The organism is Streptomyces sp. NPDC107765, from assembly GCF_055657085.1.
This window is the reverse complement of the sequence record NZ_JBVKBL010000022.1, coordinates 14,117-41,024: the sequence shown is the minus strand read 5'-3', so window position 1 is coordinate 41,024 and position 26,908 is coordinate 14,117. Positions and strand designations below refer to the sequence as shown.

20 protein-coding genes and 1 riboswitch are annotated in these 26,908 nt (G+C 72.6%); of the genes, 14 read left to right on the top strand and 6 right to left on the bottom strand.

Annotation, left to right across the window (positions count from 1 at the left end; genetic code table 11):
• The first annotated feature begins 1 nt into the window (after position 1).
• The 4 genes from ACZ7MX_RS36025 (at position 2) to ACZ7MX_RS36010 (ending at position 4,013) form a co-directional block, all read left to right on the top strand.
• Positions 2 to 1,120 carry a sensor histidine kinase gene (locus tag ACZ7MX_RS36025; RefSeq protein WP_472138569.1) on the top strand — a complete coding sequence of 373 codons (1,119 nt, stop codon included), beginning with the start codon at positions 2 to 4 and terminating at the stop codon, positions 1,118 to 1,120.
• Positions 1,117 to 1,791: a response regulator transcription factor gene (locus ACZ7MX_RS36020; protein ID WP_472138451.1), complete on the top strand. Its 675-nt coding sequence runs from the start codon at positions 1,117 to 1,119 to the stop codon at positions 1,789 to 1,791. The genes ACZ7MX_RS36025 and ACZ7MX_RS36020 overlap by 4 nt, the downstream gene beginning before the upstream one ends.
• Positions 1,792 to 1,908: 117 nt before the next feature.
• A complete protein-coding gene (locus tag ACZ7MX_RS36015) occupies positions 1,909 to 2,412 on the top strand; it encodes a DUF485 domain-containing protein (protein ID WP_472138450.1) in 504 nt (167 codons plus the stop codon).
• A complete protein-coding gene (locus tag ACZ7MX_RS36010) occupies positions 2,409 to 4,013 on the top strand; it encodes a solute symporter family protein (protein WP_472138449.1) in 1,605 nt (534 codons plus the stop codon). The genes ACZ7MX_RS36015 and ACZ7MX_RS36010 overlap by 4 nt, the downstream gene beginning before the upstream one ends.
• Before the next feature lie 13 nt (positions 4,014 to 4,026).
• Here ACZ7MX_RS36010 and ACZ7MX_RS36005 read toward each other — a convergent pair whose 3' ends face one another.
• The 4 genes from ACZ7MX_RS36005 to ACZ7MX_RS35990 all read right to left on the bottom strand — a co-directional run bounded on the left by ACZ7MX_RS36005 (position 4,027) and on the right by ACZ7MX_RS35990 (position 9,368).
• The gene (locus ACZ7MX_RS36005) at positions 4,027 to 4,701 is read right to left on the bottom strand and encodes a DUF7342 family protein (protein WP_472138447.1); all 675 of its coding nucleotides are present in this window, start codon (positions 4,699 to 4,701) and stop codon (positions 4,027 to 4,029) included.
• The gene (locus ACZ7MX_RS36000) at positions 4,698 to 6,305 is read right to left on the bottom strand and encodes an ATP-binding protein (RefSeq protein ID WP_472138568.1); all 1,608 of its coding nucleotides are present in this window, start codon (positions 6,303 to 6,305) and stop codon (positions 4,698 to 4,700) included. Before ACZ7MX_RS36000 ends, ACZ7MX_RS36005 begins: the two co-directional genes overlap by 4 nt.
• Before the next feature lie 473 nt (positions 6,306 to 6,778).
• Positions 6,779 to 7,723, bottom strand: coding sequence for a sucrase ferredoxin (locus ACZ7MX_RS35995; protein WP_472138446.1), 945 nt, complete (start codon positions 7,721 to 7,723; stop codon positions 6,779 to 6,781).
• Between the two features lie 397 nt (positions 7,724 to 8,120).
• On the bottom strand, positions 8,121 to 9,368 hold the full coding sequence (locus tag ACZ7MX_RS35990) for a citrate/2-methylcitrate synthase (protein ID WP_472138444.1): 1,248 nt from the start codon (positions 9,366 to 9,368) through the stop codon (positions 8,121 to 8,123).
• Positions 9,369 to 9,536: 168 nt separating this feature from the next.
• Here ACZ7MX_RS35990 and ACZ7MX_RS35985 point away from each other — a divergent pair, with 168 nt between their 5' ends.
• Both ACZ7MX_RS35985 and ACZ7MX_RS35980 read left to right on the top strand, forming a co-directional pair.
• A complete protein-coding gene (locus tag ACZ7MX_RS35985) occupies positions 9,537 to 10,706 on the top strand; it encodes a citrate synthase/methylcitrate synthase (RefSeq protein ID WP_472138442.1) in 1,170 nt (389 codons plus the stop codon).
• 687 nt (positions 10,707 to 11,393) lie between these two features.
• On the top strand, positions 11,394 to 12,623 hold the full coding sequence (locus ACZ7MX_RS35980) for a CobW family GTP-binding protein (protein WP_472138567.1): 1,230 nt from the start codon (positions 11,394 to 11,396) through the stop codon (positions 12,621 to 12,623).
• Between the two features lie 177 nt (positions 12,624 to 12,800).
• Here ACZ7MX_RS35980 and ACZ7MX_RS35975 read toward each other — a convergent pair whose 3' ends face one another.
• Positions 12,801 to 15,248: a DNA gyrase/topoisomerase IV subunit A gene (locus tag ACZ7MX_RS35975; RefSeq protein WP_472138440.1), complete on the bottom strand. Its 2,448-nt coding sequence runs from the start codon at positions 15,246 to 15,248 to the stop codon at positions 12,801 to 12,803.
• Between the two features lie 347 nt (positions 15,249 to 15,595).
• Here ACZ7MX_RS35975 and ACZ7MX_RS35970 point away from each other — a divergent pair, with 347 nt between their 5' ends.
• The 4 genes from ACZ7MX_RS35970 to ACZ7MX_RS35955 all read left to right on the top strand — a co-directional run bounded on the left by ACZ7MX_RS35970 (position 15,596) and on the right by ACZ7MX_RS35955 (position 20,451).
• Positions 15,596 to 16,930, top strand: a complete 1,335-nt coding sequence (locus ACZ7MX_RS35970; protein WP_472138565.1) for a M16 family metallopeptidase — start codon at positions 15,596 to 15,598, stop codon at positions 16,928 to 16,930.
• 35 nt (positions 16,931 to 16,965) lie between these two features.
• Positions 16,966 to 18,348 (top strand): M16 family metallopeptidase, encoded by a 1,383-nt coding sequence (locus tag ACZ7MX_RS35965; RefSeq protein ID WP_472138564.1) that lies wholly within the window; start codon positions 16,966 to 16,968, stop codon positions 18,346 to 18,348.
• Positions 18,349 to 18,612: 264 nt separating this feature from the next.
• Positions 18,613 to 18,766, top strand: a riboswitch (cyclic di-AMP (ydaO/yuaA leader).
• A 12-nt stretch (positions 18,767 to 18,778) separates the two neighbouring features.
• Positions 18,779 to 19,579 carry a M23 family metallopeptidase gene (locus ACZ7MX_RS35960; protein ID WP_472138438.1) on the top strand — a complete coding sequence of 267 codons (801 nt, stop codon included), beginning with the start codon at positions 18,779 to 18,781 and terminating at the stop codon, positions 19,577 to 19,579.
• A gap of 182 nt (positions 19,580 to 19,761) precedes the next feature.
• Positions 19,762 to 20,451: a GntR family transcriptional regulator gene (locus ACZ7MX_RS35955; protein ID WP_472138436.1), complete on the top strand. Its 690-nt coding sequence runs from the start codon at positions 19,762 to 19,764 to the stop codon at positions 20,449 to 20,451.
• A gap of 358 nt (positions 20,452 to 20,809) precedes the next feature.
• Here ACZ7MX_RS35955 and ACZ7MX_RS35950 read toward each other — a convergent pair whose 3' ends face one another.
• Positions 20,810 to 21,091 (bottom strand): HPr family phosphocarrier protein, encoded by a 282-nt coding sequence (locus ACZ7MX_RS35950; protein ID WP_030799053.1) that lies wholly within the window; start codon positions 21,089 to 21,091, stop codon positions 20,810 to 20,812.
• Positions 21,092 to 21,223: 132 nt separating this feature from the next.
• On the opposite strand from ACZ7MX_RS35950, the gene ACZ7MX_RS35945 reads away from it, so the two are divergent.
• The 4 genes from ACZ7MX_RS35945 to ACZ7MX_RS35930 all read left to right on the top strand — a co-directional run bounded on the left by ACZ7MX_RS35945 (position 21,224) and on the right by ACZ7MX_RS35930 (position 26,884).
• The gene (locus tag ACZ7MX_RS35945) at positions 21,224 to 24,241 is read left to right on the top strand and encodes a bifunctional acetate--CoA ligase family protein/GNAT family N-acetyltransferase (protein ID WP_472138434.1); all 3,018 of its coding nucleotides are present in this window, start codon (positions 21,224 to 21,226) and stop codon (positions 24,239 to 24,241) included.
• Positions 24,242 to 24,312: 71 nt separating this feature from the next.
• Entirely contained in the window at positions 24,313 to 24,906 is a 594-nt protein-coding gene (locus ACZ7MX_RS35940; RefSeq protein WP_030417303.1) for a DUF5998 family protein, read from the top strand.
• Positions 24,906 to 26,096 (top strand): alkaline phosphatase family protein, encoded by a 1,191-nt coding sequence (locus tag ACZ7MX_RS35935; RefSeq protein WP_472138432.1) that lies wholly within the window; start codon positions 24,906 to 24,908, stop codon positions 26,094 to 26,096. The genes ACZ7MX_RS35940 and ACZ7MX_RS35935 overlap by 1 nt, the downstream gene beginning before the upstream one ends.
• 122 nt (positions 26,097 to 26,218) lie before the next feature.
• On the top strand, positions 26,219 to 26,884 hold the full coding sequence (locus ACZ7MX_RS35930; RefSeq protein ID WP_472138430.1) for a thymidine kinase: 666 nt from the start codon (positions 26,219 to 26,221) through the stop codon (positions 26,882 to 26,884).
• Positions 26,885 to 26,908 lie beyond the last annotated feature (24 nt).

Here is a 26,908-nt window from a genome sequence, read left to right as displayed (position 1 = left end):
CATGAGCGGCGCCCGGTTGTGGATCGGCCGGTCGGTGCGTGTCCTGGTCGTCGCGGGGCTGACGTGGTCCACCGTGGCCGGGCCGCACTTCCGGGGCTGGGCACTGGTGGCGGCGCTCGCGGGCGTCGCCGCCACGCTCTTGGCGTTCCGCGCCTTCTTCCGCGTGACGCGCGACCGCCTTCTCGGGCCGTCCGTCGGCCTGCTGTTCGTTCTGGAGGCCGCGGCCTTCGGCTTCTCCTTCGCCGGCGCCCGGACGCCGGCGATCGTCCTGTGGTGCGCCTGCGCCATCACCGCGATGGAGCGGCTGCCGTTGGCCGTCGGCGTGCTGTGCTCGTCGGCCGCGCTCGCCGCGTACGCCGTGATGAACACCGACGGCTGGCTGACGACCACCACGACCACCGCGGGCCTGGCCCTCGCCGGCTACGTCATCCGCCTCGACGCCGAGGCGCGCGGCAATGCCCAGCGGCTGCTGGCCCAGGAACGGGCGGCCCGCAAGGCCGAGGCGGAGTCGGCGGCACTGGCCGAACGGGGGCGGATCGCGCGGGAGATCCACGACGTCCTCGCCCACAGCCTCAGCGCCCAGTTGGTGCATCTGGAGGCGGTGCGGCAGCTGATCCAGCGCAGTCCCGACCTGGAGGCGGACCGCGCACAGCTCCTGGAGCGGGTGGTGGCGTGCCGCGGGATGGCCCGGGAAGGCCTTGACGGCACCCGTGAGGCGCTTTCCGCCCTCCGCGGGGAGCTGATCCCGGTCGAGGACTTCCTGTGCCGTCTGACGGCCGCTGAGGGCGCTCGGCTGGACGTGACGGGCGCGCCCCGCGTGCTGCCGGCCGAGGCGGGCCTCGCGGTCCGCCGGGTCGCCCAGGAGGCGCTCACGAACGTGCGCAAGCACGCCCCGGGGGCGCGGGTGAGCGTGCGGCTGGACTACGGGGCCGACGACGTGGGGCTGGAGGTGCGGGACGACGGGGGCCGCGGGCGGGCCCCGGAACTCTCCGCACTCTCCGCGAGCGGTTCCGGGTACGGTCTGCTCGGGATGCGGGAGCGCGCCGAACTCCTCGGCAGAACGCTGGAGTCCGGCCCTGATGAGGAGGGTTTCGTGGTGCGGTTGCGGGTGCCCGCATGACGGCACGTACGGTGACGCGGGTCGTGGTCGCCGATGACCAGACGGTGGTGCGCGAGGGAATCGTGATGCTGCTGGGGCTGCTGCCGGGGATTGAGGTCGTCGGTTCGGCGGCGGACGGCGAGGAGGCGGTCCAACTGGTCGCCCGGTACGCCCCGGACGTCGTCCTGATGGACCTGCGCATGCCGCGCTGCGACGGGGTCGAGGCCACCCGCCGGATCCGCGCGGAGCACCCCGGCACCCAGGTCGTGGTGCTCACCACCTATGCCGACGACGACTCGCTCTTCCCCGCCCTGCAGGCCGGCGCCCGCGGCTATTTGACCAAGGACGCGGACGGTGACGAGATCGTGCGCGCCATTGACGACGTGCTCTCCGGTGAGGCCGGCCTGTCGCCGAAGATCCAGCGCCGCCTCCTGGAGCGCTTCACCGGGCCCGCGTGCACCGAGCCGCAGCCGCCGGCGGAGCCCCCGGACGGGCTGACCGCACGCGAGGTGGAGGTGTTGCGACTGGTCGCCGAGGGGTTGTCGAACCCGGAGATCGCCCGCGCCCTGCACGTCTCCACGGCGACCGTGAAGACCCACATCAACAACCTCTTCGCCAAGGCGGGGCTGCGCGACCGGGCCCAGGCCATCCACTACGCGTACCGCAGCGGGCTCGCACAGCCGCCCGGGTAGTTCCCGGTGGTCCATCACCTGATGGGGTGAAGGGGCGGCAAGCGAGCGTCCGGGATCTTCCTTTCTGTCCACCCTTGGGCGGCACGGACAACCAACCCGTGCACCAAGGAGAGTTCGGTGAACAAGCAGGACGGCCGCTCGGCCGGTGAGCCCGGGGCCGTACGGCTCGACGACCCCTGGTACGACGCCCTCGCCCCCGGGTGGGCAGAACCGGCCGGTGCGCCGGACGCGGTGGCTTACGAAGGGGAGGCCGAGGAGCCGCTGACCGTAGGGGGCCCACGGGGCGGCAGGATTCCCCCGGACGAGATCTATCTGGCGGTGCACCGGAGTGGGGCGTTCCAGGAGGTGCGCCGCCGTTACCGGAGCTTCGTCGTCCCCGCCACCCTTGCCTTCCTGATCTGGTACCTCGCCTATGTGGTGGCGGCGATCGCCGCGCCGGGTCTCATGGCCCGCCAGCTCGTCGGTGCCTTCAACGTCGCGATGGCCGCCGGTCTCGGCCAGTTCGCCACAACGTTTCTGCTCGCCTGGGCCTACATGCGGCACGCGCGGCTCCGACGGGACCGCGCCGCACTGGAGATCCGCTGGGAAACCCAGGAACTGACCGGGGGGAACGCGCGGTGACCGGCGGCCACGAGACCCTCGGCCTGACTCTGGTCAGCGCCTTCATCGCGCTCACTCTGGCGATCACCCTCTGGGCGGGACGCCGCAGACGTGGCTCGGCGGAGGAGTTCTACGCGGGCGGGAGGCTCTTCTCCCCCATGGAAAATGGTTTCGCCCTCGCGGGTGACTACCTGTCCGCCGCGTCCTTCCTCGGCGTCACCGGGCTGATCGCCCTCTTCGGCTACGACGGTCTGCTGTATTCGGTCGGCTTCCTCGTCGCCTGGCTGCTCGTGCTCTTCCTGGTGGCCGAACTCGTACGGAACTGTGGGCGGTTCACCCTCGCCGACGTCGTCGCCGCACGGATGCGGGAACGCCCTGTCCGGGTCGCGGTCGGCGCGGCGTCCGTCACCGTGTCCGTGCTCTACCTGGTGGCGCAGATGGTCGGTGCCGGCAGTCTGGTGGCGCTGCTGCTCGGCGGCGCCGGACCGCAGGCCCGTGCCTGGCTGGTGATCGGCGTGGGCGCCCTGATGGTGGTGTACGTCGCCTTCGGCGGTATGCGGGCCACCACCTGGATCCAGGTGGTCAAAGCGGTGCTCCTCATGGGCGGTGCGACGGCCCTGACCGTCCTGGTGGTGATCCGTTTTCACGGGGACCTCGGTGCGCTGCTGAACACCGCCGCCGAACGCAGCGGCCACGGACGGGCGTTCCTCGCCCCGGGGCTCAAATACGGCGGCGGCTGGACCGCGCGGCTGGACTTCCTCAGCCTCGGACTGGCCCTCGTCCTGGGCACGGCGGGGCTGCCGCACATCCTGTCGCGGTTCTACACCGTGCCCACGGCGCGGGCCGCCCGTCGTTCCGTCGGCTGGTCCATCGGGCTGATCGGCGGCTTCTACCTGATGACCATCGTGCTCGGCTTCGGAGCCGCCGCCGTGGTGGGCAGCGATGCGGTCCGGGCCTCCAACCCGGCGGGCAACACTGCCGTTCCGCTGCTCGCCGTGGACCTGGGAGGCGGAGCGGGTTCCACCGGAGGAACCGTTCTCTTCGCCGTGGTGGCCGCGGTCGCCTTCGCCACCATCCTGGCCGTGGTCGCCGGCATCACCCTCGCCTCGTCGGCCTCCGTGGCCCACGACCTGTACGCCTCGCTGCGCCGGCCGCGCGGCACCGTACGGGACGCACAGCGCCGCGAGGTGGCCGTGGCACGCCTCGCCGCGGTCGGGGTAGGAGCCGCCGCCATCGCACTGGCGCTGCTCGCCCAGGACCTGAACATCGCCTTCCTGGTGGGCCTGGCCTTCGCGGTCGCCGCCTCGGCCAATGTGCCGGCCCTGCTCTACGCCCTGTTCTGGCGCCGCTTCACGACGCGGGGTGCCGTTTGGTCCGTCTATGGCGGGCTGGTCCCCGCGCTCACCCTGGTGGTGCTCTCACCCGTGGTCTCCGGAGGCCCGGAATCTTTCTTTCCCCACCTGGACTTCGCCGTCTTCCCGCTGTCCAACCCGGGGGCGGTCTCGATCCCCTTGGGCTTCCTGATGGGCTGGCTGGGAACGCTGCTCTCCCCGGAGGCCGCCGATCCGGCCCGGCACGCGGAGGCGGAGGTGCGGGCACTCACGGGGGCGGGGGCGGCCTAGCTTCCGCCGCGGGTCAGACCCATTCGTAGCGGTGTTCCGGCCGGCCCGTCTCGCCGTACCGGAGGGTGAGGCGGACCCGGCCGGCGCGTTCCAGGAGCTTCAGATAGCGCTGGGCGGTCTGCCGGCTCAGTCCGGCCCGGTGGGCGACGTCCTGGGCCGAGAGCGGGGTGTCCGCGGAGCGCAGCACCGAGCGCACCCGGTCGGCGGTGGCGGTGGAGTGCCCCTTGGGCAGCTCGGCGGAGCCGGCATTCGCGGCGCCCAACACGCCGAAGAGCCGGTCCACTTCGGACTGCTCGGCCTGCCCGCCGCCGGCGAAGGTGCGGTGCAGTGCCGCATAACCCTCCAGCTTGGAGCGCAGGCCCGCGAAGGTGAACGGCTTGACCAGGTACTGGAGCGCGCCGTGCCGCATCGCGGCCTGTACGGTCGCGATGTCGCGGGCCGCCGTCACCATGATCACGTCGGTGAACAGGCCACGACGCCGTAGTTCGCCGACCAGTTGGAGGCCGGTCCGGTCGGGCAGGTAGTGGTCCAGCAGGATGAGCTCTACGGGGTGCGTCTCCAGGGCGGCCAGGGCCTCCGCCGCCGTATGTGCGACGCAACTGACCCGGAAACCCTGCACCTTGGCCACATACGCGGCGTTGATCCGTGCGACCTGCGCATCGTCGTCCACGACCAGCACGTCGATCATCGGCCGGCCTCCGTGGCGTCCTCGGCGCGGCGCGCGCCCTGGGGGTCGCCGACTGCCCCGGCCGGTTCCTCGGAGAGCGCGTCGGGGACCGTGACGGTGAACACGGCGCCGCCTCCTGGGCGTTCCTCCACCACGGCGCGGCCCCCGTAACGCTCGGCGAGCCGGCGGACCAGCGCGAGTCCGATGCCGCGCTGCCCGTGGGCGGGCGGCTCCTTGGTGGTCCAGCCCTCGGTGAAGATCTCGGCGCGACGCTCCTCGGGGACGCCCGGCCCGTTGTCGGCGACGCGCACGACGGCGGTCCGTCCCTCGGCCCGCACCTCCACCTCCACCTGGGCGTCGGGCGCACCGGCAGTGGCGTCCAGGGCGTTGTCGACGAGGTTGCCGAGGACGGTGACCAGGCTGTGCGGGTCGATCAGGCGGTCGGGCAGCCGGGTGCCGGACGCGATCCGCAGGGACACGCCCCGTTCGGTGGCGACGGTGGCCTTGCCCACCAGGAGGGCGGCCAGCAGCGGATCGTGGATGCGCTCGGTGACCTGTTCCGCGGTGGCCCGGTGGACGCCCACGGCGCGGGTCACGAACTCCACGGCCTCCTCGTGCAGCCCCAGTTCGAGCAGGCCGAGGAGGGTGTGCAGCCGGTTGGCGTGCTCGTGGTCCTGGGCCCGGAGGGCGTCGATGAGACCGCGGGTGCCGTCGAGTTCGCGGCCCAGCCGCTCCAGCTCCGTGCGGTCGCGCAGGGTGACCACCGCCCCGCCGTCGTCGGTCGGCATACGGTTCGCCACCAGCACCCGGTGCCCGCTGACCGCCAGCAGGTCAGCACCCGAGACGCGGCCGGCCAGCACATCGGTCGTCCGGCCCGGGGGAAGGGCGGCGTCCAGGGGGCGGCCGGTGTCCTCGGCGCGCAGATCGAGGAGGCGCTGCGCCTCGTCGTTCATCAGGCGGATCCGACCCTGTCCGTCGAGCGCGAGGAAGCCCTCCCGGATGCCGTGCAGCATCGCCTCTCGCTCGGCGAGCAGCGCGGAGATGTCGGAAAAGGCCAGGTCATGGGTGCGGCGCTGGAGACGGCGGGAGACGAGATAGGCGGCCAGTGCGCCGACGGCGAGCGCGCCGCCCGCGTAAGCGAGCAGTTGCGGCACGGTGGACAGCAGCCGCTCCCGCACGCTCTCGTACGCGATGCCGACCGAGACCGCGCCGACGACCTTGCCGTTCTCGTCCCGCAGCGGGACCTTGCCGCGCGCGGAGCGGCCGAGGGTGCCCTCGTCGATCTGCATGACCTCACGGCCGGAGAGCGCGGCGCTGGGATCGGTGGAGACATGGCGCCCGATCTCGTCCGGGTCGGTGTGGGACCAGCGCACCCCGCGCTTGTCCATGATCACGACGTACTCGGCGCCGGTGGCCGCGCGGATGCGTTCCGCCTCGTTCTGGACGGGCCCGTGGCGGCTCGGGCGGGACGCCTCCAGCGCGTCGTCGAGGCGCGGTTCGGCGGCGGTGGTCTGCGCGATCGCGAGCGCACGGCGCATCGCCTGATCGTCCAGCTGGGCGCTGAGCGGGGCGAGGAACAGCCCGGTCGCCAGCGCGGTGACCCCCGTGGCGATGGCCAGCTGCATCAGCAGGACCTGGGAGAAGACGCGCCGCGGCCAGCCCAGCCGGGGGCGCGTCAGGCGCGGTCCGGTCGTGGTGCGTGCTGTGGCCGTGCCGCCCGGGCCGGTCGCTCCGGGCGGGGTGGAGGGGCCGGCGGGAAACGGTGCGGGACCCGAGGGCTCTGCGGCGCTCGGGCGCGGAACCGACGCTTCCTTCTCGCCCATACGCACGAACAGTAAGCGGGCCGACCGCCGGGCCGGTAATCCCTGCGGCCAGGAATTCGGAGGGTGTCCGGGTGGCCACGCGCGGCGCGCCGGCCGGGCCGCGACGGGAGCGGCGGAGCGGCCTATGGACGGCCAAGGGTGGGTTCGCGGGAGTTATCCACAGGGCTTTCGGTCGCGGAGCGTGAGTGCTTATTCTCGCAGAGTCGTCACGGAGGGTGACGGTGGCGGTGCCGGATCGCCACGGCCCGTGTCGCATCCGTGAATTCGTGAAGGAGTCAGGCCAGTTCTGCGGTGGTGAGCGAGGTGACCGCCATCCGCGCCGGAGGAAGGAGGGGTGCGCCGCAGCTGGCGGGCGTGGGAGCGCCGTCGGTGCGCTGTTCGACGGTCACCTGCCAGGCCCGGCCGTCCGTGTGCGCGACCGTGACGGCCCAGGACGGCCCCGCACTGCCGGCTGACGTGGCGGCGGGTGTGGACGGAAGAGCTTCGACCCGTACGACGTCGAGGGCGTCCGCGCGGTCCTCACGGATCCGGGCCCGGACCGCGAGGTCGGCCGCCTGGGCGGGGCGGCCCCAGGCCGAACGGCCACGGCAGTGGCCCAAGGCGATCCGCCCGCCGCGCGCCGCCTCCACGGCGGACTTGACCAGATGCGCCGAGGCACGGCCGTAGGCGTAACCGTAAGGAAGGAGAAAAAGGGTGGGGGAGAAGCGATGGCCGCCCAGGTGGGTGACCTCCCAGGTGTCGATTCCGGCGGCGGTGAGTTCCGCGGCCAGTGGCCGTCCGAGAAGGGCGCAGCAGCGGTCCCGCTTGCCGTTGGTGCAGACGAGGACCAGCGGGTCGCCGGAATGCGGTTCCCAGATGTCGTGGTGTTCGCCCGCGCCGAGGGCGGCGAAGTCCAGCCCGAGGGCGGCGCCGGGATCGGTGACGGTGGTCGTCCGGAGCCAGGAGCGCCCCGGCGCGGTGTGCGCGAGGAAGAGCCGGCGGCGGGAGACGCCGTGGCGGTCGGCGTGGCGGCCCGGCCGCCGGATCAGGGCGATGCGTACGCCCGTCCCGTCCGCCGCGGCGTCCAGGGCCCGGCCGAGTTCCGGGTCGAGGTGGCTGTCTGTGAGCGCCTTGGCTCCCCAGGGACCGGTCTGCTCGATGAGCAGCCAGGTGCGGGCGGTGGCCGAGGTCCCGGCGAGCGGTTCGGCCGCGTTGAGGGAGGCAGAGGCGCAGGTACTCACGAAGGCGAGCCTAACCTCATGGTTCAGACGCCAGGCACGCCGGACCGCTCGCTCGCCTGCGCGGGAGGAACGGGCGAGGCGAAATGCCGTCGCGCCGTGGCGGCAACGCGGGTCCGTTCATGGATCGCCGGTGGGGGAACGACCGGCCATTCGCTCTTCGGCGCGGCAGGAACGCCGGATCGCCCAGGGCCGCTCAGGGCGGACGAGTGAGGTGGCTCGGGGTTCTTCAGGGCGAGTGAGTGAGGCGGCTTGGGGCTGCTCGGGGCGGGTGAGCGAGACAGCTCAAGGCCGCTCACGGCAGGCGCGCAGGATGGCTGCGGCCTGTTTACGACTGATGCGCACGACCGCTGGTGCCGGCTCTTGGCGGACGCGCAGGGCGGCTTCGGCTTCGGTCCGCTCACGGCAGTGGCTGCGGGGGACGTGGGCCGTGGTATTGGCCGCTGGGGCGCATGCGCAGGGGGTGCTCGTCGAATTCCTCCAGGGCGTGCGCGATCCAGCCGGCGGTGCGTGCGAGGGCGAAGACGGTTTCACCCGCCTCGGGAGGCATGCCCGCCGCGACGGTCAGCACGGCGAGTGCCAGGTCGACGTTGGCGTGCAGCTCCGTGTGGCGGGCGGTGGTGGTGACGACCTCGCGGGCGGCCTGGAGGGCGGGTGCGGCCTGCGGTACGTCCGCCAGCAGCGCGAAGAGGACGCCGGCGCGCGGGTCCTCACCCGGGTAGAGGCGGTGGCCCAGGCCCGGTACCCGGCGGCCGGCCCGCAGATGATCAGCCACGACGGCGGCCGCGCTGCCCCGGTCCAGGACCTCCAGCAGCGTCCGGTGTGCCAGCCCGCTCGCGGCGCCGTGCAGCGGACCGTCCAGGGCCCCCAGGCCCGCCGAGACGATCGCGTACGGATGGGCGCGGGCGGAGGCCGCGACCCGGACCGCGAGCGTGGAGGCGGCCAGGTCGTGGTCGATGAGCAGGACCAGCGTGGCGTCCAGGACGCGCAGCGATGCGGGGTCGGCCGGCTCCGCGGTCAGCCGGGACCAGAGCCGGGGCGCGAGCGGTGCGGTGGCGGAGGGTTCTTCGCCGAGGGCCGGGAGGGCATCGACGAGGGTCGGGATGAGGCTGCGGGCGGTGCCGAGGACGGCGTCCTCGGAGAGGTCGAACCGCAGCGGGTCGGCGGCCGCGGCGGCGATCACCGCGACCCGCAGCCGATCCATCGGCCCGCTGTGCGGCGGCAGCGCCCGTACGGCGCGGCGGGCCGCGGCCCGGGCGTCCTGCGGGGCGGTGAAGCGGATGCCGCGGCGCAGCACGCCGGTCCACAGCCACTCCGCGACCTCCTCGTAGCTGTAGTGGGTGGCGAGCTCCGCGGTGTCCACGCCACGGAAGTAGCAGTGGTCGCGGTCGATCAGGGTGATGCCGGTGCGGATCCCCAACTGGGCGCCGGCGATGGAGGGTTCGCGGCGGCCGCTGCGGCGGGCCAGCGCGTCGACCTCCTTCGGGTCGAAGGTGCTGCCGCGGCTGCCCGGTTCCCGGTGGCTGGTCAGCTGACCGCGGCTGACGTACGCATAGACCGTCTCCGGCTTCACGCCGAGCCGGTCGGCCGCCTCCCGCGTGCTCAGCCGTCGCTCGCCGGTGTCCTGCGCCGTGTCGTGATCCGCCATGGGATCACCGTATCCAGCCCGTCCGTTCCCGGACTCATCCATGTCCAGGCCCCTGCCGCATTGACCCTCCACATGACGGCTACATTGATCCAATCAATATTGACGAGTATTGAGTCAAGCATAGATAGTCGAATCAATATTTGGGGAGGAAGAGCGAGGAGAATTGCCATGCCGATCGCCGAGGCGAACGCACCCATCGAGGCACCCCGCGGACTCGCGGGCGTCATCGTCACCGAGACCCAACTCGGCGACGTCCGGGGGCGCGAGGGCTTCTACCACTACCGCCAGTACTCCGCCGTCGAGCTGGCTCGGACCCGCACGTTCGAGGACGTCTGGTACCTGATGTTCCACGGGGCGCTGCCCGATGCGGCCCAGTTGGCGGCCTTCAAGGCCGAGACCGCCGCGCTGCGGCCGCTGCCCTCGGCGGTGCGCGACGCACTGCCCGCCCTGGCTCGGGCCGGTGCGCTCGCGGGCCCGCTCGCCGGGCTGCGGACCGCGCTCTCGCTGCTCGGCGCGAGCGCCGGATTCCGGCCGCTGTACGACATCGACGCCGACCGTCGGCGGGCCGACGCGCTCGCCACCGTCGCCGCCGTACCGACCCTGCTCACCGCGCTGTACCGGCTCGGCCAGGGGCAGCAGCCCGTGGAGCCGCGACCGGATCTGGGGCACGCCGCCAACTACCTCTACATGCTCACCGGCGAGGAACCGGACGCCCGCCGGGTCCGGGCGATAGAGGCCTATCTGATCTCCACGATCGACCACGGTTTCAACGCCTCGACGTTCACCGCCCGGGTCATCACCTCCACCGGTGCCGACCTCGCGGCCTGCCTCGTCGGAGCCGTCGGCGCGCTCTCCGGCCCGCTGCACGGCGGAGCGCCCAGCCGGGCATTGGACACGCTCGACGCGATCGGTACACCGGACCGGATCGACTCATGGATCCGCGAACGGGTCCTGCGCGGCGAACGGATCATGGGGTTCGGCCATCCCGTCTACCGCACGGAGGACCCGCGCTCACGGATGCTCCGGGGGATCGCCGAGGAGTTCGGCGGGCCGCTGGTGGAGTTCGCCGTCCAGGTGGAGGCGCGCGCCGAGGCACTCCTGGCCGAGCTCAAGCCGGGCCGCGAGCTGCACATCAACGTGGAGTTCTACGCGGGCGTCGTCATGGAGCTGTGCGGACTGCCGCGCGAGATGTTCACGCCCACCTTCTGCGCGGCCCGGGTCGTCGGCTGGAGCGCCAACGTCCTGGAGCAGGCGGAGGATTCGAAGATCATCCGTCCCGCTGCCCGGTACGTCGGCCCGCCCCCGCCGCAGCCGTTGCCGGAGGTGGTGCCCAGCTAGTCGGCACCACGAGGTCCTGGGCAGCGGCGGGAGGACGGCGCGATGAGGTCGGCGCCGCAGGGCTGGCACGGGGCGGCGGCGCCGGACCTTGGCACCGGGGCCCGGCCCCTTGCCTCGGCCGGCCCCTTGCCTCGGCCCGGCCTCTTGCCTCGGCATGGGCCCCCGACACCCTGCCTTGGCACGGGACCCGGCACGGAGCTGGGCACCGGCCTCGGCCCCCTGCCTTGGCACGGGACTGGGCACCGGCCTCGGCACCGGCCCCTGGCCCCTGCCTCGGGATGGGACCCGGCACGAAGCTCGGCCCCGGATCCGGCGCCGGCCAAACCTGCCTCGGCACGGCACCCGGCACGGAGTTCGGCACCGACCCCGGCACCCTGCCTCGGCACGGGAGCCGGCACCGATCCCGGCAACGTGCCTCGCTACCGGGCCGCGGTGCGGGGCCCGGGCGGCGGGCCAGGGTTCCGATGCGTGGTGCCTGAGCAGGCCGATGAGCCTGGCCAAGCCCATGCGTCTGACGAGGTCCCGGCCCGGCGTCGGCCGGTTGGCCGCGCGCTCCCCCCCCCCCCGCGCCGGACGAGATGCTCGGTCCGAGCGGCTATGGGGAGGGCGTATGGCCGGTCCGTTAGGATCGACGGCTCGTCCGCCGCCGGGCCGTGCCGCCCGCCACCCGCACCATGGAGGCGCCTTCTGGCCACGCAACAGATCCCGGTCGTCGTGCTCGCAGGGTTCCTCGGTTCGGGTAAGACGACACTGCTCAACCACTTGCTCCGAGCCGGTGACGGGACCCGTATCGGCGCGATCGTCAATGATTTCGGCAGCATCGAGATCGACGCCATGACCGTCGCCGGGCAGGTGGACTCGATGGTCTCGCTCGGCAACGGCTGTCTGTGCTGTGCGGTCGACACCAGTGAACTGGACACGTATCTGGAGCGGCTGGCCCGTCCGTCCGCCCGTATCGACGTGATCGTCATCGAGGCGAGCGGGCTGGCCGAGCCGCAGGAACTCATCCGGATGATCCTCGCCAGCGACAACGACCGGATCGTCTACGGCGGGCTGATCGAGGTCGTGGACGCCGCCGAGTTCGAGTCCACGCGGGCCCGCCATCCCGAGCTGGACCGGCACGTCGGCATCGCCGACATCGTGGTGCTCAACAAGGCCGACCGGATCGACGACGCGGCGCGCCGAACGCTCCGGGACGCCCTCGCGGACCTGGCGCCCGGCCGGCCGGTGATCTGTACGGCGTACGGACGGGTCGACCCCGAGCTGTTCTTCGACCGCGGGGTGGGGGAGGACCACGACGCGGCCGTGCGCCAGTTGTCCTTCGAAGACCTGCTGCGCGAGGCCGCGGCCAACGGTGAGCACCCCCAAAACCTCCGCGAGAACGCCCACCACGACCCCAACGACCGCTCTGAGAAAGGCCGCTGCGACGACGGCGACGGCCACCGTGACCCCGACAGCCTCTGCGGCCACGACGCCTGTGGAGCGCACGGTGCCCACGACCACGCCGGGCACCTCCATGCCGCCTACCAGAGCGTCGAGTTCAGCTCGGCGGAGCCGATGCACCCGCGTCGGCTCATGGCCTTCCTCGACAGTCGGCCGGCCGGGCTCTACCGCATCAAGGGCTTCGTCCACTTCGACATCCCCGAGAACCGGCAGAAGTTCACCGTGCATGCCGTCGGCGACTTCCTGCGCTTCTACCCCGAGCCCTGGCCGAGGGGCGAGGAGCGGACCACCCAGCTCGTCCTCATCGGCAGCGGCATCGACGCCCCGGCGCTCCGCAAGGAGCTGGACAACTGCCGGGAGACCGGGCCGCCGGAGGCCGATGTGAACAGCATGTGGGGCGTGCTGCGGTACGTGGCCTCCCGTGAGGGAGATGAATTGGGGGACGTGGCGAAGGACGAGTCGGGGGACGAATAGACGAGCGGGGGAAACGCGTAACGCCGTCGGGCCGGTTCCGCACCGGCCCGACGGCGTCCACTGCCTCTCACCCGACGGCGTCCGCTTCCTCTCACCCGACGAGGTCGAGTCGCCCTCACCCGACGGCGTCAACGCTCCCGTCGGCAGAGAGGCGGAGCCTCGCTTTCAGATGCCCGCCTACACCGGTCCCGCCAGCGCCGCCACCGGCTTCGTCAGGGCCACTCCCGAGCCGTCCCGGCGCGGGTCCGGTTCCGGCAGCGGCACCGGCGCGCCCTTGGCGTCCGCCGCCCGCACCGGCGCCGGTCCGGCCCATGCCTGGATCAGGCAGTCCTCGCCCTTCAGGAACCGCTGGCAGCGCACCCCGCCGGTCGCCCGGCCCTTGCGCGGGTACTGGTCGAACGGTGTGATCTTGGCCGTGGCGACCGAGTCGTCCAGGGTGCCGTGTGAGCCGGCGACGGTGAAGACCATGGCGTCGGCCGCCGGATCGACCGCCGCGAACGAGATCACCTTGGCGCCCTCGCCCAGCTTGACCCCGGCCATGCCGCCCGCGGGCCGGCCCTGCGGCCGTACCTGCGACGCCGGGTAGCGCAGCAGCTGCGCCTCGGTGGTGATGAAGACCAGGTCCTCCTCACCGGTGCGCAGCTCGACCGCGCCCACGATGCGGTCGCCCTCCTTGAGGGTGATGACCTCCAACTCCTCCTTGTGGGCGGGGTAGTCGGGCACCACCCGCTTGACCACGCCCTGTTCCGTACCGAGCGCCAGGCCCGGCGAGGACTCGTCCAAGGTGGTGAGGCAGACCAGATCCTCGCCGTCCTGGAGCGTCAGGAACTCCGAGAGCGGGGCGCCGCCCGCGAGGCTCGGCGCCGCCGCGGTCTCCGGGAGCTGCGGCAGATCGATCACCGGGAGCCGCAGCAGCCGGCCCAGGGACGTCACCACACCCACCTCGCCGCGGGTCGTCGCCGGCACCGCCGAGACGATCACATCGTGCTTGACCCGCTTGGCGTCGACGTCGAACGGCACCTCGCCGGTGACCGTACGCGCCAGCAGGCCCGTCGAGGACAGCAGCACCCGGCACGGGTCGTCGGCGACCTCCAGCGGCACCGCGCCGACCGTGGTGCCCGCCGACTCCAGCAGGACCGTGCGCCGGTCCGTGCCGTACTTCTTCGCGACCGCGGCCAGCTCGCCGGAGACCAGCTTGCGCAGCTCGGCGTCCGACTCCAGGATCCGGGTCAGCTTCTCGATCTCCTCCTGCAACCGGTCCCGCTCCGACTCCAGCTCGATCCGGTCGAACTTGGTCAGCCGGCGCAGCGGGGTGTCGAGGATGTACTGGGTCTGGACGTCGCTCAGCGAGAAGCGCTCGATCAGCCGCTCCTTGGCCTGCGCGCTGTTCTCGCTGGAGCGGATCAGGCGGATCACCTCGTCGATGTCCACCAAGGCCGTCAGCAGGCCCTCGACCAGGTGCAGCCGGTCGCGGCGCTTGCTGCGGCGGAACTCGCTGCGGCGGCGCACGACCTCGAAGCGGTGGTCGACGTAGACCTCCAGCAGCTCCTTCAGGCCCAGCGTCAGCGGCTGGCCGTCCACCAGCGCGACGTTGTTGATGCCGAAGGACTCCTCCATCGGCGTCAGCTTGTAGAGCTGCTCCAGGACGGCCTCGGGGTTGAAGCCGTTCTTGACCTCGATCACCAGGCGCAGGCCGTGCTCACGGTCGGTGAGGTCCTTGACGTCCGCGATGCCCTGGAGCTTCTTCGAGCCGACCAGGTCCTTGATCTTGGAGATGACCTTTTCCGGGCCGACGGTGAAGGGGAGTTCGGTGACGACCAGGCCCTTGCGGCGCGCGGTGACGTTCTCCACCGTGACCGTGGCACGGATCTTGAACGTGCCGCGGCCCTTCTCGTAGGCGTCCCGGATGCCGCTCAGACCCACGATCCGGCCGCCGGTCGGCAGGTCCGGGCCCGGCACGAAGCGCATCAGCGTCTCGAGGTCCGCGTTCGGGTGCTTGATCAGATGGCGGGCCGCGGCGATGACCTCGCCGAGGTTGTGCGGCGGCATGTTCGTCGCCATACCGACGGCGATGCCGGAGGTGCCGTTCACGAGGAGGTTCGGATACGCGGCGGGGAGGGCGACCGGCTCCCGCTCCTGGCCGTCGTAGTTCGGCGAGAAGTCGACGGTGTCCTCGTCGATCGACTCGGTCATCAGGGACGTCGCGGACGCCATCCGGCATTCCGTGTACCGCATCGCGGCCGGCGGGTCGTCGTTGCCCAGCGAGCCGAAGTTGCCGTGGCCGTCGACCAGCGGCAGCCGCATCGAGAACGGCTGCGCCATGCGGACCAGCGCGTCGTAGATGGACGCGTCGCCGTGCGGGTGGAGCTTACCCATCACCTCGCCGACGACCCGGGCGCACTTCACATAGCCGCGGTCGGGGCGCAGGCCCATCTCGTTCATCTGGTAGAGGATGCGGCGGTGCACGGGCTTGAGGCCGTCGCGGGCGTCCGGCAGGGCGCGCGAGTAGATGACCGAATACGCGTACTCGAGGAAGGAACCCTGCATCTCGTCGACGACGTCGATGTCGAGGATCCTCTCCTCGAAGTCGTCCGGCGGCGGGGTCTTCGTGCTGCGGCGGGCCATCGCGGCTGCGGCTCCTTCTGCTGCGTCTACTGCCGAGGTCGGGGACGGCGCCGGGGCGTCGTCGGTCAATCAGCCGGGTCGATCAGCTGGGGGATCAACCGGCGAGTATCTCTGAGTCTGACGCGGACCATTGTGGACCGCCCCACTGACAACGCCGACCGCGACTCCCCCTTCCGCCCCCGCGGCGGCCCGGTGGCGGCCTCCACGACGGCCCGGCGGCGGCCCCATGACGGCTTTTGCGCGGGCCCTCGTTCGGGGGCGGTCCTGCGGGAACTTCGCCAGATGCCGACGCGGTTGCATACAGTGACAGAACTTCCTCGCAAGCGATCGAAGGGACGTACATGCCCATGGGTCACACGGCCACAGAACAAGCCGGCTCCGGCGGCCTGACAGCGACCGAGCACCGGCTGGCCAACGGCCTGCGCGTGGTGCTCTCCGAAGACCACCTGACCCCGGTCGCAGCGGTCTGCCTCTGGTACGACGTCGGCTCCCGCCACGAGGTCAAGGGCCGTACGGGCCTGGCTCACCTCTTCGAGCACCTGATGTTCCAGGGCTCCGCGCAGGTGAAGGGGAACGGCCACTTCGAGCTGGTGCAGGGCGCCGGCGGTTCGCTCAACGGCACCACGAGCTTCGAGCGCACCAACTACTTCGAGACCATGCCCGCCCACGAGCTGGAGCTGGCGCTCTGGCTGGAGGCGGACCGCATGGGTTCGCTGCTGACCGCGCTCGACGAGGAGTCCCTGGAGAACCAGCGCGACGTCGTCAAGAACGAGCGCCGCCAGCGCTACGACAACGTCCCCTACGGCACGGCCTTCGAGAAGCTGACGGCCATGGCGTACCCCGAGGGCCACCCGTACCACCACACCCCCATCGGGTCGATGGCCGATCTGGACGCCGCCTCCCTGGAGGACGCCCGGGCGTTCTTCCGTACGTACTACGCGCCCAACAACGCCGTCCTGTCGGTCGTCGGCGACATCGACCCGGCCCGGACGCTGGCCTGGATCGAGAAGTACTTCGGCTCGATCCCCTCCCACGACGGCAAGCAGCCGCCCCGGGACGGCACCCTGCCCGACGTGATCGGCAGCGAGCTGCGCGAGGTCGTCGAGGAGGAGGTGCCCTCCCGTGCCCTGATGGCGGCCTACCGCCTGCCGCACGACGGCACCCGTGAGGCGGACGCCGCCGACCTCGCGCTGACCGTCCTGGGCGGCGGCGAGTCCTCCCGCCTGTACAACCGCCTGGTGCGCCGCGACCGCAGCGCCGTCGCCGCCGGCTTCGGTCTGCTGCGGCTGGCCGGTGCCCCCTCCCTGGGCTGGCTGGACGTGAAGACGTCCGCCGGGGTGGAGGTGCCCGCCATCGAGCGCGCGGTCGACGAGGAGCTGGCGCGGTTCGCCGCCGAGGGGCCCACCCCGGAGGAGATGGAGCGGGCGCAGGCCCAGCTGGAGCGCGAGTGGCTGGACCGCCTGGCGACGGTCAGCGGCCGCGCCGACGAACTGTGCCGCTTCGCCGTCCTGTTCGGCGACCCGCAGCTCGCGCTGACCGCCGTGCAGCGGGTCCTGGACATCACCCCCGAGGAGGTGCAGGCGGTCGCCAAGGCCCGGCTGCGCCCCGACAACCGCGCGGTGCTCGTCTACGAGCCCACCGAGCCGGCCGGCAACGCCGAGGAAGGGGAGACGGAGCAGTGAGCGACGCCACCCGTCAGGATTCCGCAGGGAGCACCATGCAGTTCCACCCGCAGCCCCAGAGCGGCGCGCCCAAGCCGTGGGCCTTCCCGGCCCCCGAGCGCAGCCAACTGCCCAACGGCCTCACCCTCCTGACCAGCCACCGCCCCGGCCAGCAGGTCGTCGCGGTCGAGATCAACCTCGTCGCCCCGCTGGACGCCGAGCCCGAGGGCCTGGACGGCGTCGCCACGATCATGGCGCGCGCCCTGTCCGAGGGCACCGACAAATACGACGCGGAGGGCTTCGCCGCCGAGCTGGAGCGCTGCGGCGCCACGCTGGACGCGCACGCCGACCACCCCGGCGTACGCGTCTCCCTGGAGGTCCCGGCGTCCCGGCTGACCCGCGCGCTGGGCCTGCTCGCCGACGCGCTGCGCGCCCCCGCCTTCCCGGAGAGCGAGATCGAGCGGCTGGTCCGCAACCGCCTCGACGAGATCCCGCACGAGCTCGCCAACCCGGCCCGCCGCGCGGCGATGGCGCTCTCCAAGGAGCTGTTCCCGGCCACCGCGCGGATCTCCCGCCCCCGCCAGGGCACCGAGGAGACCGTCGCGCGGATCGACGCCGCGGCCGTGCGCGCCTTCTACGACGCGCACGTCCGGCCCGCCACGGCCACCGCCGTGATCGTCGGTGACTTCACCGACATCGACCTGGCCGCGGCGCTGGCCGACACCCTCGGCGCCTGGAGCGGTTCGACCGCCGAGCCGGTCAGGGCCACCCCGATCGCCGCCGACGACACCGGCCGCGTGGTGATCGTGGACCGTCCCGGCGCGGTCCAGACGCAGCTGCTCATCGGCCGGATCGGCGCCGACCGGCACGACCGCGTGTGGCCGGCCCAGGTGCTCGGCACGTACTGCCTGGGCGGCACCCTCACCTCCCGGCTGGACCGCGTCCTGCGCGAGGAGAAGGGCTACACCTACGGGGTGCGCGCCTTCGGCCAGGTATTGCGCTCCACGGCTCCCACGTCCCCCGAGGGCACCACCGGCGCGGCATTGCTCGCCATCAGCGGCTCGGTGGACACCGCCTCCACCGGGCCCGCGCTGGAGGACCTCTGGAAGGTGCTGCGGACCCTCGCGGCAGAGGGGCTGACGGACGAGGAGCGGGACGTCGCGGTGCAGAACCTCGTCGGGGTGGCGCCGCTCAAGTACGAGACCGCGGCGGCCGTCGCGGGCACCCTCGCCGACCAGGTGGAGCAGCAGCTCCCGGACGACTTCCAGGCGCAGTTGTACCTCCGGCTCGCGGAGACCGGCACGGTCGAGGCGACCGCCGCCGCCGTCAACGCCTTCCCGGTGGACCGCCTGGTGACCGTCCTGGTGGGCGACGCCGCGCAGATCACCGAGCCCGTCAAGGCGCTGGGCATCGGAGAGGTGACGGTCGTCAGCGGCTAGTTCTTCGTTGGCGCATGACGGTGCGTCACGTTCTGACCGGCTCCCGTGGTGTTCGCTCACCACGGGAGCCGTCGTATGTCCGGGGGAGTCCCTCGGAGGCGGCCGGAGCCAGCCGGAGTCCGCCGTATGTCCGGTTTGCGAGGGCTCGTTGGGTCGGAACTTGTGGCATCCCGCACAAAAACGCGGTTCCGTTTGGCTCCGCAAAGTGGCCCCGATTAGCGTCGGTCCGGCTGTTCGTCACAACTCCGCCACAACAGTGGCACCGGACAGTCATCGCCGAGTCCCCGTACGGCGCGAGCCAGGGGAGCCGGGGACCCACGTCCCTGGGGTGAATCGGGCCCCTCTCCGGAGGAGCCCGTAGGAGACCTTCCTGCTCCGAACCCGTCAGCTAACCCGGTAGGCGAGAGGGAAGGAAAGGACAAGCCAGCACATGGCGTTCACCCGAGCCACCGGGAAGCACCGCCGGGCCAGCCGCAGCGCCCGGACGACCCGCAACCTCGCCGGCATAGCCACCCTCGCCACCACCGGCGTCGTCGCCTCCCTGGCCTCGCCCGCGATGGCCGCCACCGACGAGGCACGCACCCAGGACACCGGTCTCACCCAGGCCGTCGTGCTCGGTGACGAACTCGCCCACCGCCTGGAGGTCCAGGCCGACGCCCAGCAGGCCGCCGCCGAGGTCGCCGCCGTGAAGGCGAAGGCCGAGGCCGAGGCCAAGAAGCGCGCGGCGGAGGCCGAGCGGCACGCCGAGGCGGCCAGGAAGAAGGCCAAGGCGGAGCGCGAGGCCAAGGAACGGGCCGCCCGGGACGCCGAGCGCAAGCGCCTGAACGCCTTCGTCGCCCCCGTCGCGGACTCCTACGTCTCCACCGGCTACCAGGCCTCCAGCAGCCTGTGGTCGTCCGGCACCCACACCGGCATCGACTTCCACGCCGCCACCGGGACCTCCGTCCACGCGGTCGGCGCGGGCACCGTCGTCGAGGCCGGCTGGGGCGGCGCGTACGGCAACAACATCGTGATCAAGATGCACGACGGCACCTACACCCAGTACGGCCACCTGTCGTCGATCGGCGTCTCGGTCGGCCAGACCGTCACCCCCGGCCAGCAGATCGGCCTCTCCGGAGCCACCGGCAACGTCACCGGCCCGCACCTGCACTTCGAGGCCCGCACCGGCCCGGACTACGGCTCCGACATCGACCCGATCGCCTATCTGCGGTCGCACGGCGTCAACGTCTGAGCCGGCGCCGGACCGGTCCGCCCCACGCCCGCGGTGCACGCCTGGGCATGCCCCGCGCCCGCTGGCCAAAAAATATCGCCGAATACGCGGAGTCCGTCGGAAAAGCCGCGCCGGTCGAATAGAGTCTCGGAAAAGCCGCCGACCGGCGGCGTTTTCCGGGGATTACGGCGGAGGCACGATCGATGCGAGGCCATATTTCCGCGCATGCGGTGTGCACGGCGATTCGCGAGGACATCGTCTCCGGTGCGCTGGCGCCGGGGAGCCGGCTGATCGAGGAGATCCTGGCGGCGCGCTACGGCGTTTCCAGAGTGCCGGTCCGCGAAGCGCTGCGCACCCTGCAGTCGGAGGGCTTCGTCACCACCCGCCACCACGCGGGCGCCTGTGTCGCCGAACCCACCGAGCAGGAGGCCGCCGACCTGCTCGACATCCGCGCCCTGCTGGAGCCGCTGGGCGCGGCCCGCGCGGCCGCCCGGCGCACCCCCGCCCATCTGAAGGTGCTGCGCGGTCTGGTACGGCTGGGCCGCGAGCGGGCCCGCCACGGCAGCCCCGCCGACCTGCGCCAACTCGACGGCTGGTTCCACGAGACGCTGGCCCAGGCGGCCGGCAGCCCCAGCCTCACCGCCCTGCTGACCCAGCTGCGCCGCAAGATCGAGTGGATGTATGCGATGGAGCCGCTGCCGCGGGCCGGTGAGGCCTGGGACGACCACGGCGCGGTGCTGGACGCGGTGGCCCGGGGCGACGCGGAACGGGCCCGCGCCCTGATGGCGGCGCACATCGAGCGGTCGCTCCCGGTGTACCGGCTGCGGCGCATCGCGGCACCCGACGTGAGCGATACGAAACGGCCCGTCAACACAGCGCGCGCCCGTTCTTAACAAGCGGGCCGTATACAAAGGGGTGCGTGATTTCCGGGGCGGCGAGAGGAGCCGCCTTTGATTGATGGTGCCGGCTTTTGATTCTGGGTACCGGCGTGTGCCTGCTTTTCGGTGGGCGCATGACCCCGCAGGCTTTCCTGCGCATGCCTTTCCCGGTTATCGGTCCCAGGCAATGATTATTCTGCGGCAGTGGCACGGCATTTGCGTGCGGCGGGGCAGGGCATTCCCCCGGAACGGCACTTGTCCGCAACGGCATTTTGTCAAAACCGTATTTCTCCGGCATGCAGAACGGCCCCGCCGCGGCACCTTTTCAGGTCACCGTGGCGGGGCCGTCGTGCGAAGGGGCGTCCCGGTGGACTCAGACGGTCTCGGGGAGCTCTTCGAGACCCTCGGCGACGAGCTTGGCCAGGCGGTCGAGCGCTTCCTCGGCGCCCTCGGCGTCCGAGGCCAGCACGATCTCCTCGCCGCCCTGGGCGCCCAGGCCCAGGACCGCGAGCATGGAGGCCGCGTTGACCGGGTTGCCATCGGCCTTGGCGATCGTCATCGGGACGCCGGCGGCGGTGGCCGCCCGGACGAAGATCGATGCGGGGCGGGCGTGCAGGCCCTCGGCCCAACCGACATTGACGCGGCGCTCAGCCATGGTGTTGCCCTTCAAAGTCGTGACTGTTGTCTAGACCATTCTCTCACGCTGCCGGGACTGGTCCCAGCCTCCCCCGACCTCGACATTACGCGCGCCGGGCCGGTTGTCGGTGGCCGGTCGTACGCTGTCCGCATGCAGAAGCCGCCGGACCACGCATACCCGACCCACTGGGAAGCCGACGTGGTGCTGCGCGACGGCGGCACGGCGCGGATCCGCCCCATCACCCCCGACGACGCCGAGCGGCTGGTCTCCTTCTACGAACAGGTCTCGGACGAGTCCAAGTACTACCGCTTCTTCGCGCCCTACCCGCGCCTGTCCGATCGCGATGTGCACCGCTTCACCCACCACGACTACGTCGACCGGGTCGGGCTCGCGGCCACGGTCGGCGGCGAGTTCATCGCCACCGTCCGCTACGACCGGATCAACGACCAGGGGCTGCCCGCCAAGAGCCCCGAGGACGACCAGGCCGAGGTCGCCTTCCTGGTGCAGGACGCCCATCAGGGGCGCGGGGTGGCCTCCGCCCTTCTGGAGCACGTCGCGGCCGTCGCCCGTGAGCGCGGCATCCGGCGGTTCGCCGCCGAGGTGCTGCCCGCCAACACCAAAATGATCAAGGTCTTCACGGACGCCGGGTACACCCAGAAGCGCACCTTCGAAGACGGCGTGGTGCGGCTGGAGTTCGACCTCGAACCGACCGAGCAGTCCATGGCCGTGATGCGCAGCCGCGAGCAGCGCGCCGAGGCCCGCTCCGTCCAGCGGCTGCTCGCCCCCGGCTCGGTCGCCGTCATCGGCACCGGCCGCGCCCCCGGCGGCATCGGCCGCACGGCCCTGCGGCACATCCTCGACGCCGGCTTCACCGGCCGGCTGCACGCGGTCAACCACGCCTTCCCGGACGACCTGCGGCGGCTCGACCCCGAAGGTGTGCCGGCGGTCCGCGCGCTCCGGGAGATCCCCGACCCGGTCGACCTCGCGGTCATCGCCGTCCCCGCGGAGCGCGTCCCCGAAGTGATCCGCGACTGCGGCGAACACCGCGTCCAGGGCGTGCTGATCCTCTCCTCCGGTTACGCCGAGGCGGGCCCCGAGGGCAGGGAGCGGCAGCGCGCCGTGCTCCACCAGGCCCGCTCGTACGGCATGCGGCTCATCGGGCCGAACGCCTTCGGTCTGATCAACACCTCCGCCGACGTCCGGCTGAACGCCTCCCTCGCCCCGCAGATGCCCGGCGCCGGCCACATCGGCCTGTTCACCCAGTCCGGCGCCATCGGCATCGCCCTGCTCAGCGGACTGCACGCCCGCGGCCCCGGGGACGGTGGGATCGCCGGCATCTCCGCCTTCGTCTCGGCCGGCAACCGCGCCGACGTCTCCGGCAACGACCTCCTCCAGTACTGGTACGAGGACCCGGACACCGACGTCGTGATCCTCTACCTGGAGACCATCGGCAACCCCCGCAAGTTCGCCCGGCTGGCCCGCCGCACCGCCGCCGTCAAGCCGGTCGTGGTCGCCCGGGGCGCCCGGCACAACGGCACCGCCCCGCCCGGCCACGCCGTGCCCACCGTCCGCGTCCCCGACAGCACGGTCGCCGCCCTGATGCGCCAGGCCGGGGTGATCCGCGTCGACACCGTCACCGAGCTCATCGACGCCGGGCTGTTGCTGGCCTCCCAGCCGCTGCCGGCCGGCCCGCGCATCGCCATCCTCGGCAACTCCGAGTCCCTGGCCCTGCTCGCCTACGACGCTTGCCTGACCGAGCGGTTGCGGCCGCTGCGCCCCCGGGTGCTGCCCTCCGCCGCGACACCGGACGACTTCCGCGCCGCGCTCGACGAGACGCTCTCCAGCGACGGCTGCGACGCGGTGATCGTCACGGCCATTCCCTGGGTGGGGGAGGAGGACGGCGCCGCCCCGGGCGCGAGCGAGGGCACCGCGCTCGCCGCGGCCCTGCGCACGGCCGCCGCGGCCCACCCGGAGAAGCCGGTCACGGTCGTCCACCTCGCCATGGACGCCCTGGCGGAGACCCTCGCCGCCCCGCCGCCCCTCCCGGACCCGGCGTCCCCGGCGGCGGACCGGCCCGCCCCACCGGCCGCCGCTGAATCCGACCCGCCGACGACGACCGCCCCCTCCTCGCCGACGACGGCAGCCCCCGCCCCACCACCCCGGCCCCCGTACCCGCCCGCCCGACCGCCGTTCCCCCCGGGCCCGCCGCCGGGAGCCCCCGGGCTCCGGACGCCCCCGGTCCTGGCCACCGAAACCGCCGCCCCGGCCCGTCGCCGTATCGCCCCCCTGCGCATCCCCGCCTACCCCGCCGCCGAGCGGGCCGTACGGGCGCTCGCCGAGGCGGTCCGCTACGCCGCCTGGCGCCGGGAGGCGGCCGATCCCGGCCGGGTGCCCGAGTACGACGACATCCAGGAGGCCGCCGCCGGTGCCGACATCGAGCGGCTCCTCGACCGGCTCACCGCCGACGTCCCCAGCGGCCGCTCGGTACGGGTGCCGGACGACGACGCCGCGGCCCTGCTCGCCCGCTACGGCATCCACACCCGCCCCGTGCTGCCCGCCCCCGACCCCGACGCGGCCGTGCGCGCCGCCGAGCGCCTCGGCTACCCGGTGGCCCTCAAGACCACCGCGCCCCACCTGCGGCACCGCGCCGACCTCGGCGGAGTCCGGCTGGACATCGCCGGCGAAACGGAACTCCGCCGCGTCTACGCCGAATTGACCGATTTCCTCGGCTCGCCCGAAGAGCTCCGGCCGGTCGTCCAGTCCATGGTGCCGCGCGGTGTCGACACGGTCATCCGCGCCGCCATCGACCCGGCCGCCGGCGCCGTGCTCTCCTTCGGCCTGGCCGGCGCCCCCTCCCAGCTGCTCGGCGACATCGCCCACCGTCTCATCCCCGCCACCGACCGTGAGGTCGCCGAGCAGATCCGCTCGATCCGCGCCGCCCCGCTGCTCTTCGGCTGGCGCGGCTCCCAGCCGGTGGACACCGCCGCCCTCGCCGAGCTGCTGCTCCGGGTCTCCCGGCTCGTCGACGACCACCCCGAGGTGGTCGGGGTGGAGCTCGAACCGGTCGTCGTCGCCCCGCGCGGCCTGTCCGTCCTGGGCACCGCCGTCCGCCTGGCCCGCCCGCCCGCCACCACCGACCTGGGCCCCCGCCGCCTGCCCGCCTACTGAGCCGCCCGGACCGCACGGACCCTGCCCCCACGGGGGCTGTGGTGTCCGTCGAGCCCCGTAGGATGGACCCCATGGCTAAGACCGGTACGACGACCCAGGGGCTGCGCGCGGCGATCGAGCGCAGTGGCTATTACCCGACGCTCGTGGCCGAGGCGGTGCAGGCCGCGGTCGGTGGTGAGCCGGTGGTGTCGTACCTCGTCCATCAGGAGACGACCTTCGACGCCAACGAGGTCCGCCGCCACGTCACCGTCCTCGTCCTGACCGGCACCCGCTTCATCGTCAGCCACACCGACGAGCAGGCCGCCGACGCCACCTCCCCCTCGCCGTACGCCACCACCTCCACCGAGTCCGTCAAGCTCGGCCGGATCTCCTCCGTGGTGCTCAGCCGCGTGGTCGCCAACCCGGAGTCCTACACCCCCGGCCAGCTGCCCCGCGAGGTCGTGCTCACCATCGGCTGGGGTGCGGTGGCCCGGCTGGACCTGGAGCCCGCCGCCTGCGGCGACCCCAACTGCGAGGCGGACCACGGCTACACCGGCTCCTCCACCGCCGATGACCTCTCGCTGCGGGTCAGCGAGGCCGGCGACGGCCCCGACTCGGTGCGCGAGACGCTCGCCTTCGCCCAGGCGCTCTCCGAGGCCACCGCGGCCACCACCACCCCCCGCTGATGGTCGACGTCGCCCCCGCCTGGCCGGAACCCGAACCGCTCGACCCGCTGGGCGCACCCGTCCCGCAGTACGGCACCGGCTCGCTCGCCGATCTGCTGCCCACCATCGCCGCCGGCCTCGGCATGGCCGAGCTCGCCACCGGCATGGACCTCGCACCCGCCGACCGGGCCTGCGTCTTCCTGATCGACGGCCTCGGCTGGGACCTGCTCCGCGCGCACCCGGAGGAGGCGCCGTTCCTCACCTCCCTCCTCGGGTCGTCGTTCAACGGCAGCGGCCGCCCGCTCACCGCCGGCTTCCCCTCGACGACCGCGACCTCGCTCGCCTCGGTGGGCACGGGCCTGCCGCCCGGCGCCCACGGCCTGCCCGGCTACACCTGCCAGGACCCGGCCACCGGTGAGCTGATGAACCAGCTGCGCTGGTACCCGTGGACCGACCCGTACGCCTGGCAGCCCCACCCGACGGTCTTCCAGCTCGCGGACGCCGCGGGCATCCACACCTGCCAGGTCTCCGCGCCGGACTTCCAGCACACCCCGCTGACCAAGATCGCGCTCAGCGGCGGCAGCTTCCACGGCCGGCTCTCCGGCGAGGAGCGGATGGACCTGGCCGCCGAGCAGCTGGCCGCCGCCGACCGCTCGCTGGTCTACACGTACTACTCCGAGGTCGACGGCAAGGGCCACCGCTACGGCGTCAACTCCGATGCCTGGCGCGGGCAGTTGATGTACGTCGACCGGCTGGCCCAGCGGCTGGCCGAGCAGCTGCCGCCGCGCAGCGCGCTCTACATCACCGCCGACCACGGCATGATCGACATCCCGTTCGGCCCGGAGTCCCGGATCGACTTCGACGAGGACTGGGAACTCCGCGCCGGCGTCCGCCTGTTGGGCGGCGAGGGCCGGGCCCGGCACGTCTACGCCCATCCGGGCGCGGCCGCCGATGTGCTCGCCGTGTGGCGCGAGGTGGTCGGCGACCAGATGTGGGTCGCGAGTCGCGAAGAGGCCATCGCCGCCGGGTGGTTCGGGCCGTACGTCGACGACCGGGTGCGCGACCGGATCGGCGACGTGGTCGCGGCCGCCCACGCCGACATGGTGATCATCGCGACCGAACGGGAGCCCCGGGAGTCGGAGATGGTCGGGATGCACGGGTCGATGACCTCCATGGAGCAGCTGGTGCCGCTCCTGGAAGTCCGCACCTGACCGCAGCCCGCCCGCGACCCCACCCCTCACCCTCCTTGCGCCCTCCGCCCGTTGGCCCCGCGCGGGCCGTGCCCGCCCCTGGGCGGGCGACGACTCCGACCCGAAAGGCCCTCCCCCGAGCCATGTCCGAATTGGTATTTTTCTCCGGAACGATGGATTGCGGGAAGAGCACCCTGGCGCTGCAGATCGGCCACAACCGCGCCGCACGGGGCCTGGAAGGGGTCATCTTCACCCGTGACGACCGGGCCGGCGAGGGCCGGCTCTCCTCGCGGCTGGGCCTGGTCACCGACGCCGTCGAGGTCGAGGAGGGCATGGACCTCTACGCCTACCTCGTCGCGCAGATATCCCGCGGCGGCCGGGCGGATTACGTGATCGTGGACGAGGCCCAGTTCCTCGCCCCCGGCCAGATCGACCAGCTGGCCCGCATCGTCGACGACCTCGACCTGGACGTCTTCGCGTTCGGCATCACGACCGACTTCCGTACCCGACTCTTCCCCGGCTCCCAGCGCCTGATCGAACTAGCCGACCGCATCGAGGCGTTGCAGGTCGAGGCGCTGTGCTGGTGCGGCGCCCGGGCCACGCACAACGCCCGTACGGTGGACGGCGCGATGGTCGTCGAGGGCGCCCAGGTCGTGGTCGGCGATGTCCGCCAGACCGCGGAAGTGGGCTACGAGGTGCTCTGCCGCCGCCACCACCTGCGCCGGATGACCAGCGCCACGGCCCGTGCGGGCGCACTCTCCCCGGACGTCCTGCCGGTCGCCCCGACGCCGCAGGACGCGACGGGCTGACTCTTCGCCGCGGCGGCCCTGCCA

Bases quoted from the DNA above. Each gene is read 5' to 3' on its own strand.
- ACZ7MX_RS36000 (WP_472138568.1), bottom strand. From the start codon at position 6,305: ATGCAGCTGGCCATCGCCACGGGGGTCACCGCGCTGGCGACCGGGCTG.
- ACZ7MX_RS35935 (WP_472138432.1), top strand. From the start codon at position 24,906: ATGGTCGACGTCGCCCCCGCCTGGCCGGAACCCGAACCGCTCGACCCG.
- ACZ7MX_RS35940 (WP_030417303.1), top strand. From the start codon at position 24,313: ATGGCTAAGACCGGTACGACGACCCAGGGGCTGCGCGCGGCGATCGAG.
- ACZ7MX_RS35970 (WP_472138565.1), top strand. From the start codon at position 15,596: ATGGGTCACACGGCCACAGAACAAGCCGGCTCCGGCGGCCTGACAGCG.
- ACZ7MX_RS35990 (WP_472138444.1), bottom strand. From the start codon at position 9,368: ATGGCGGATCACGACACGGCGCAGGACACCGGCGAGCGACGGCTGAGC.
- ACZ7MX_RS35930 (WP_472138430.1), top strand. From the start codon at position 26,219: ATGTCCGAATTGGTATTTTTCTCCGGAACGATGGATTGCGGGAAGAGC.
- ACZ7MX_RS36025 (WP_472138569.1), top strand. From the start codon at position 2: ATGAGCGGCGCCCGGTTGTGGATCGGCCGGTCGGTGCGTGTCCTGGTC.
- ACZ7MX_RS35950 (WP_030799053.1), bottom strand. From the start codon at position 21,091: ATGGCTGAGCGCCGCGTCAATGTCGGTTGGGCCGAGGGCCTGCACGCC.
- ACZ7MX_RS36020 (WP_472138451.1), top strand. From the start codon at position 1,117: ATGACGGCACGTACGGTGACGCGGGTCGTGGTCGCCGATGACCAGACG.
- ACZ7MX_RS35965 (WP_472138564.1), top strand. From the start codon at position 16,966: ATGCAGTTCCACCCGCAGCCCCAGAGCGGCGCGCCCAAGCCGTGGGCC.
- ACZ7MX_RS35975 (WP_472138440.1), bottom strand. From the start codon at position 15,248: ATGGCCCGCCGCAGCACGAAGACCCCGCCGCCGGACGACTTCGAGGAG.
- ACZ7MX_RS36005 (WP_472138447.1), bottom strand. From the start codon at position 4,701: ATGATCGACGTGCTGGTCGTGGACGACGATGCGCAGGTCGCACGGATC.
- ACZ7MX_RS35955 (WP_472138436.1), top strand. From the start codon at position 19,762: ATGCGAGGCCATATTTCCGCGCATGCGGTGTGCACGGCGATTCGCGAG.
- ACZ7MX_RS35960 (WP_472138438.1), top strand. From the start codon at position 18,779: ATGGCGTTCACCCGAGCCACCGGGAAGCACCGCCGGGCCAGCCGCAGC.
- ACZ7MX_RS35985 (WP_472138442.1), top strand. From the start codon at position 9,537: ATGCCGATCGCCGAGGCGAACGCACCCATCGAGGCACCCCGCGGACTC.
- ACZ7MX_RS35945 (WP_472138434.1), top strand. From the start codon at position 21,224: ATGCAGAAGCCGCCGGACCACGCATACCCGACCCACTGGGAAGCCGAC.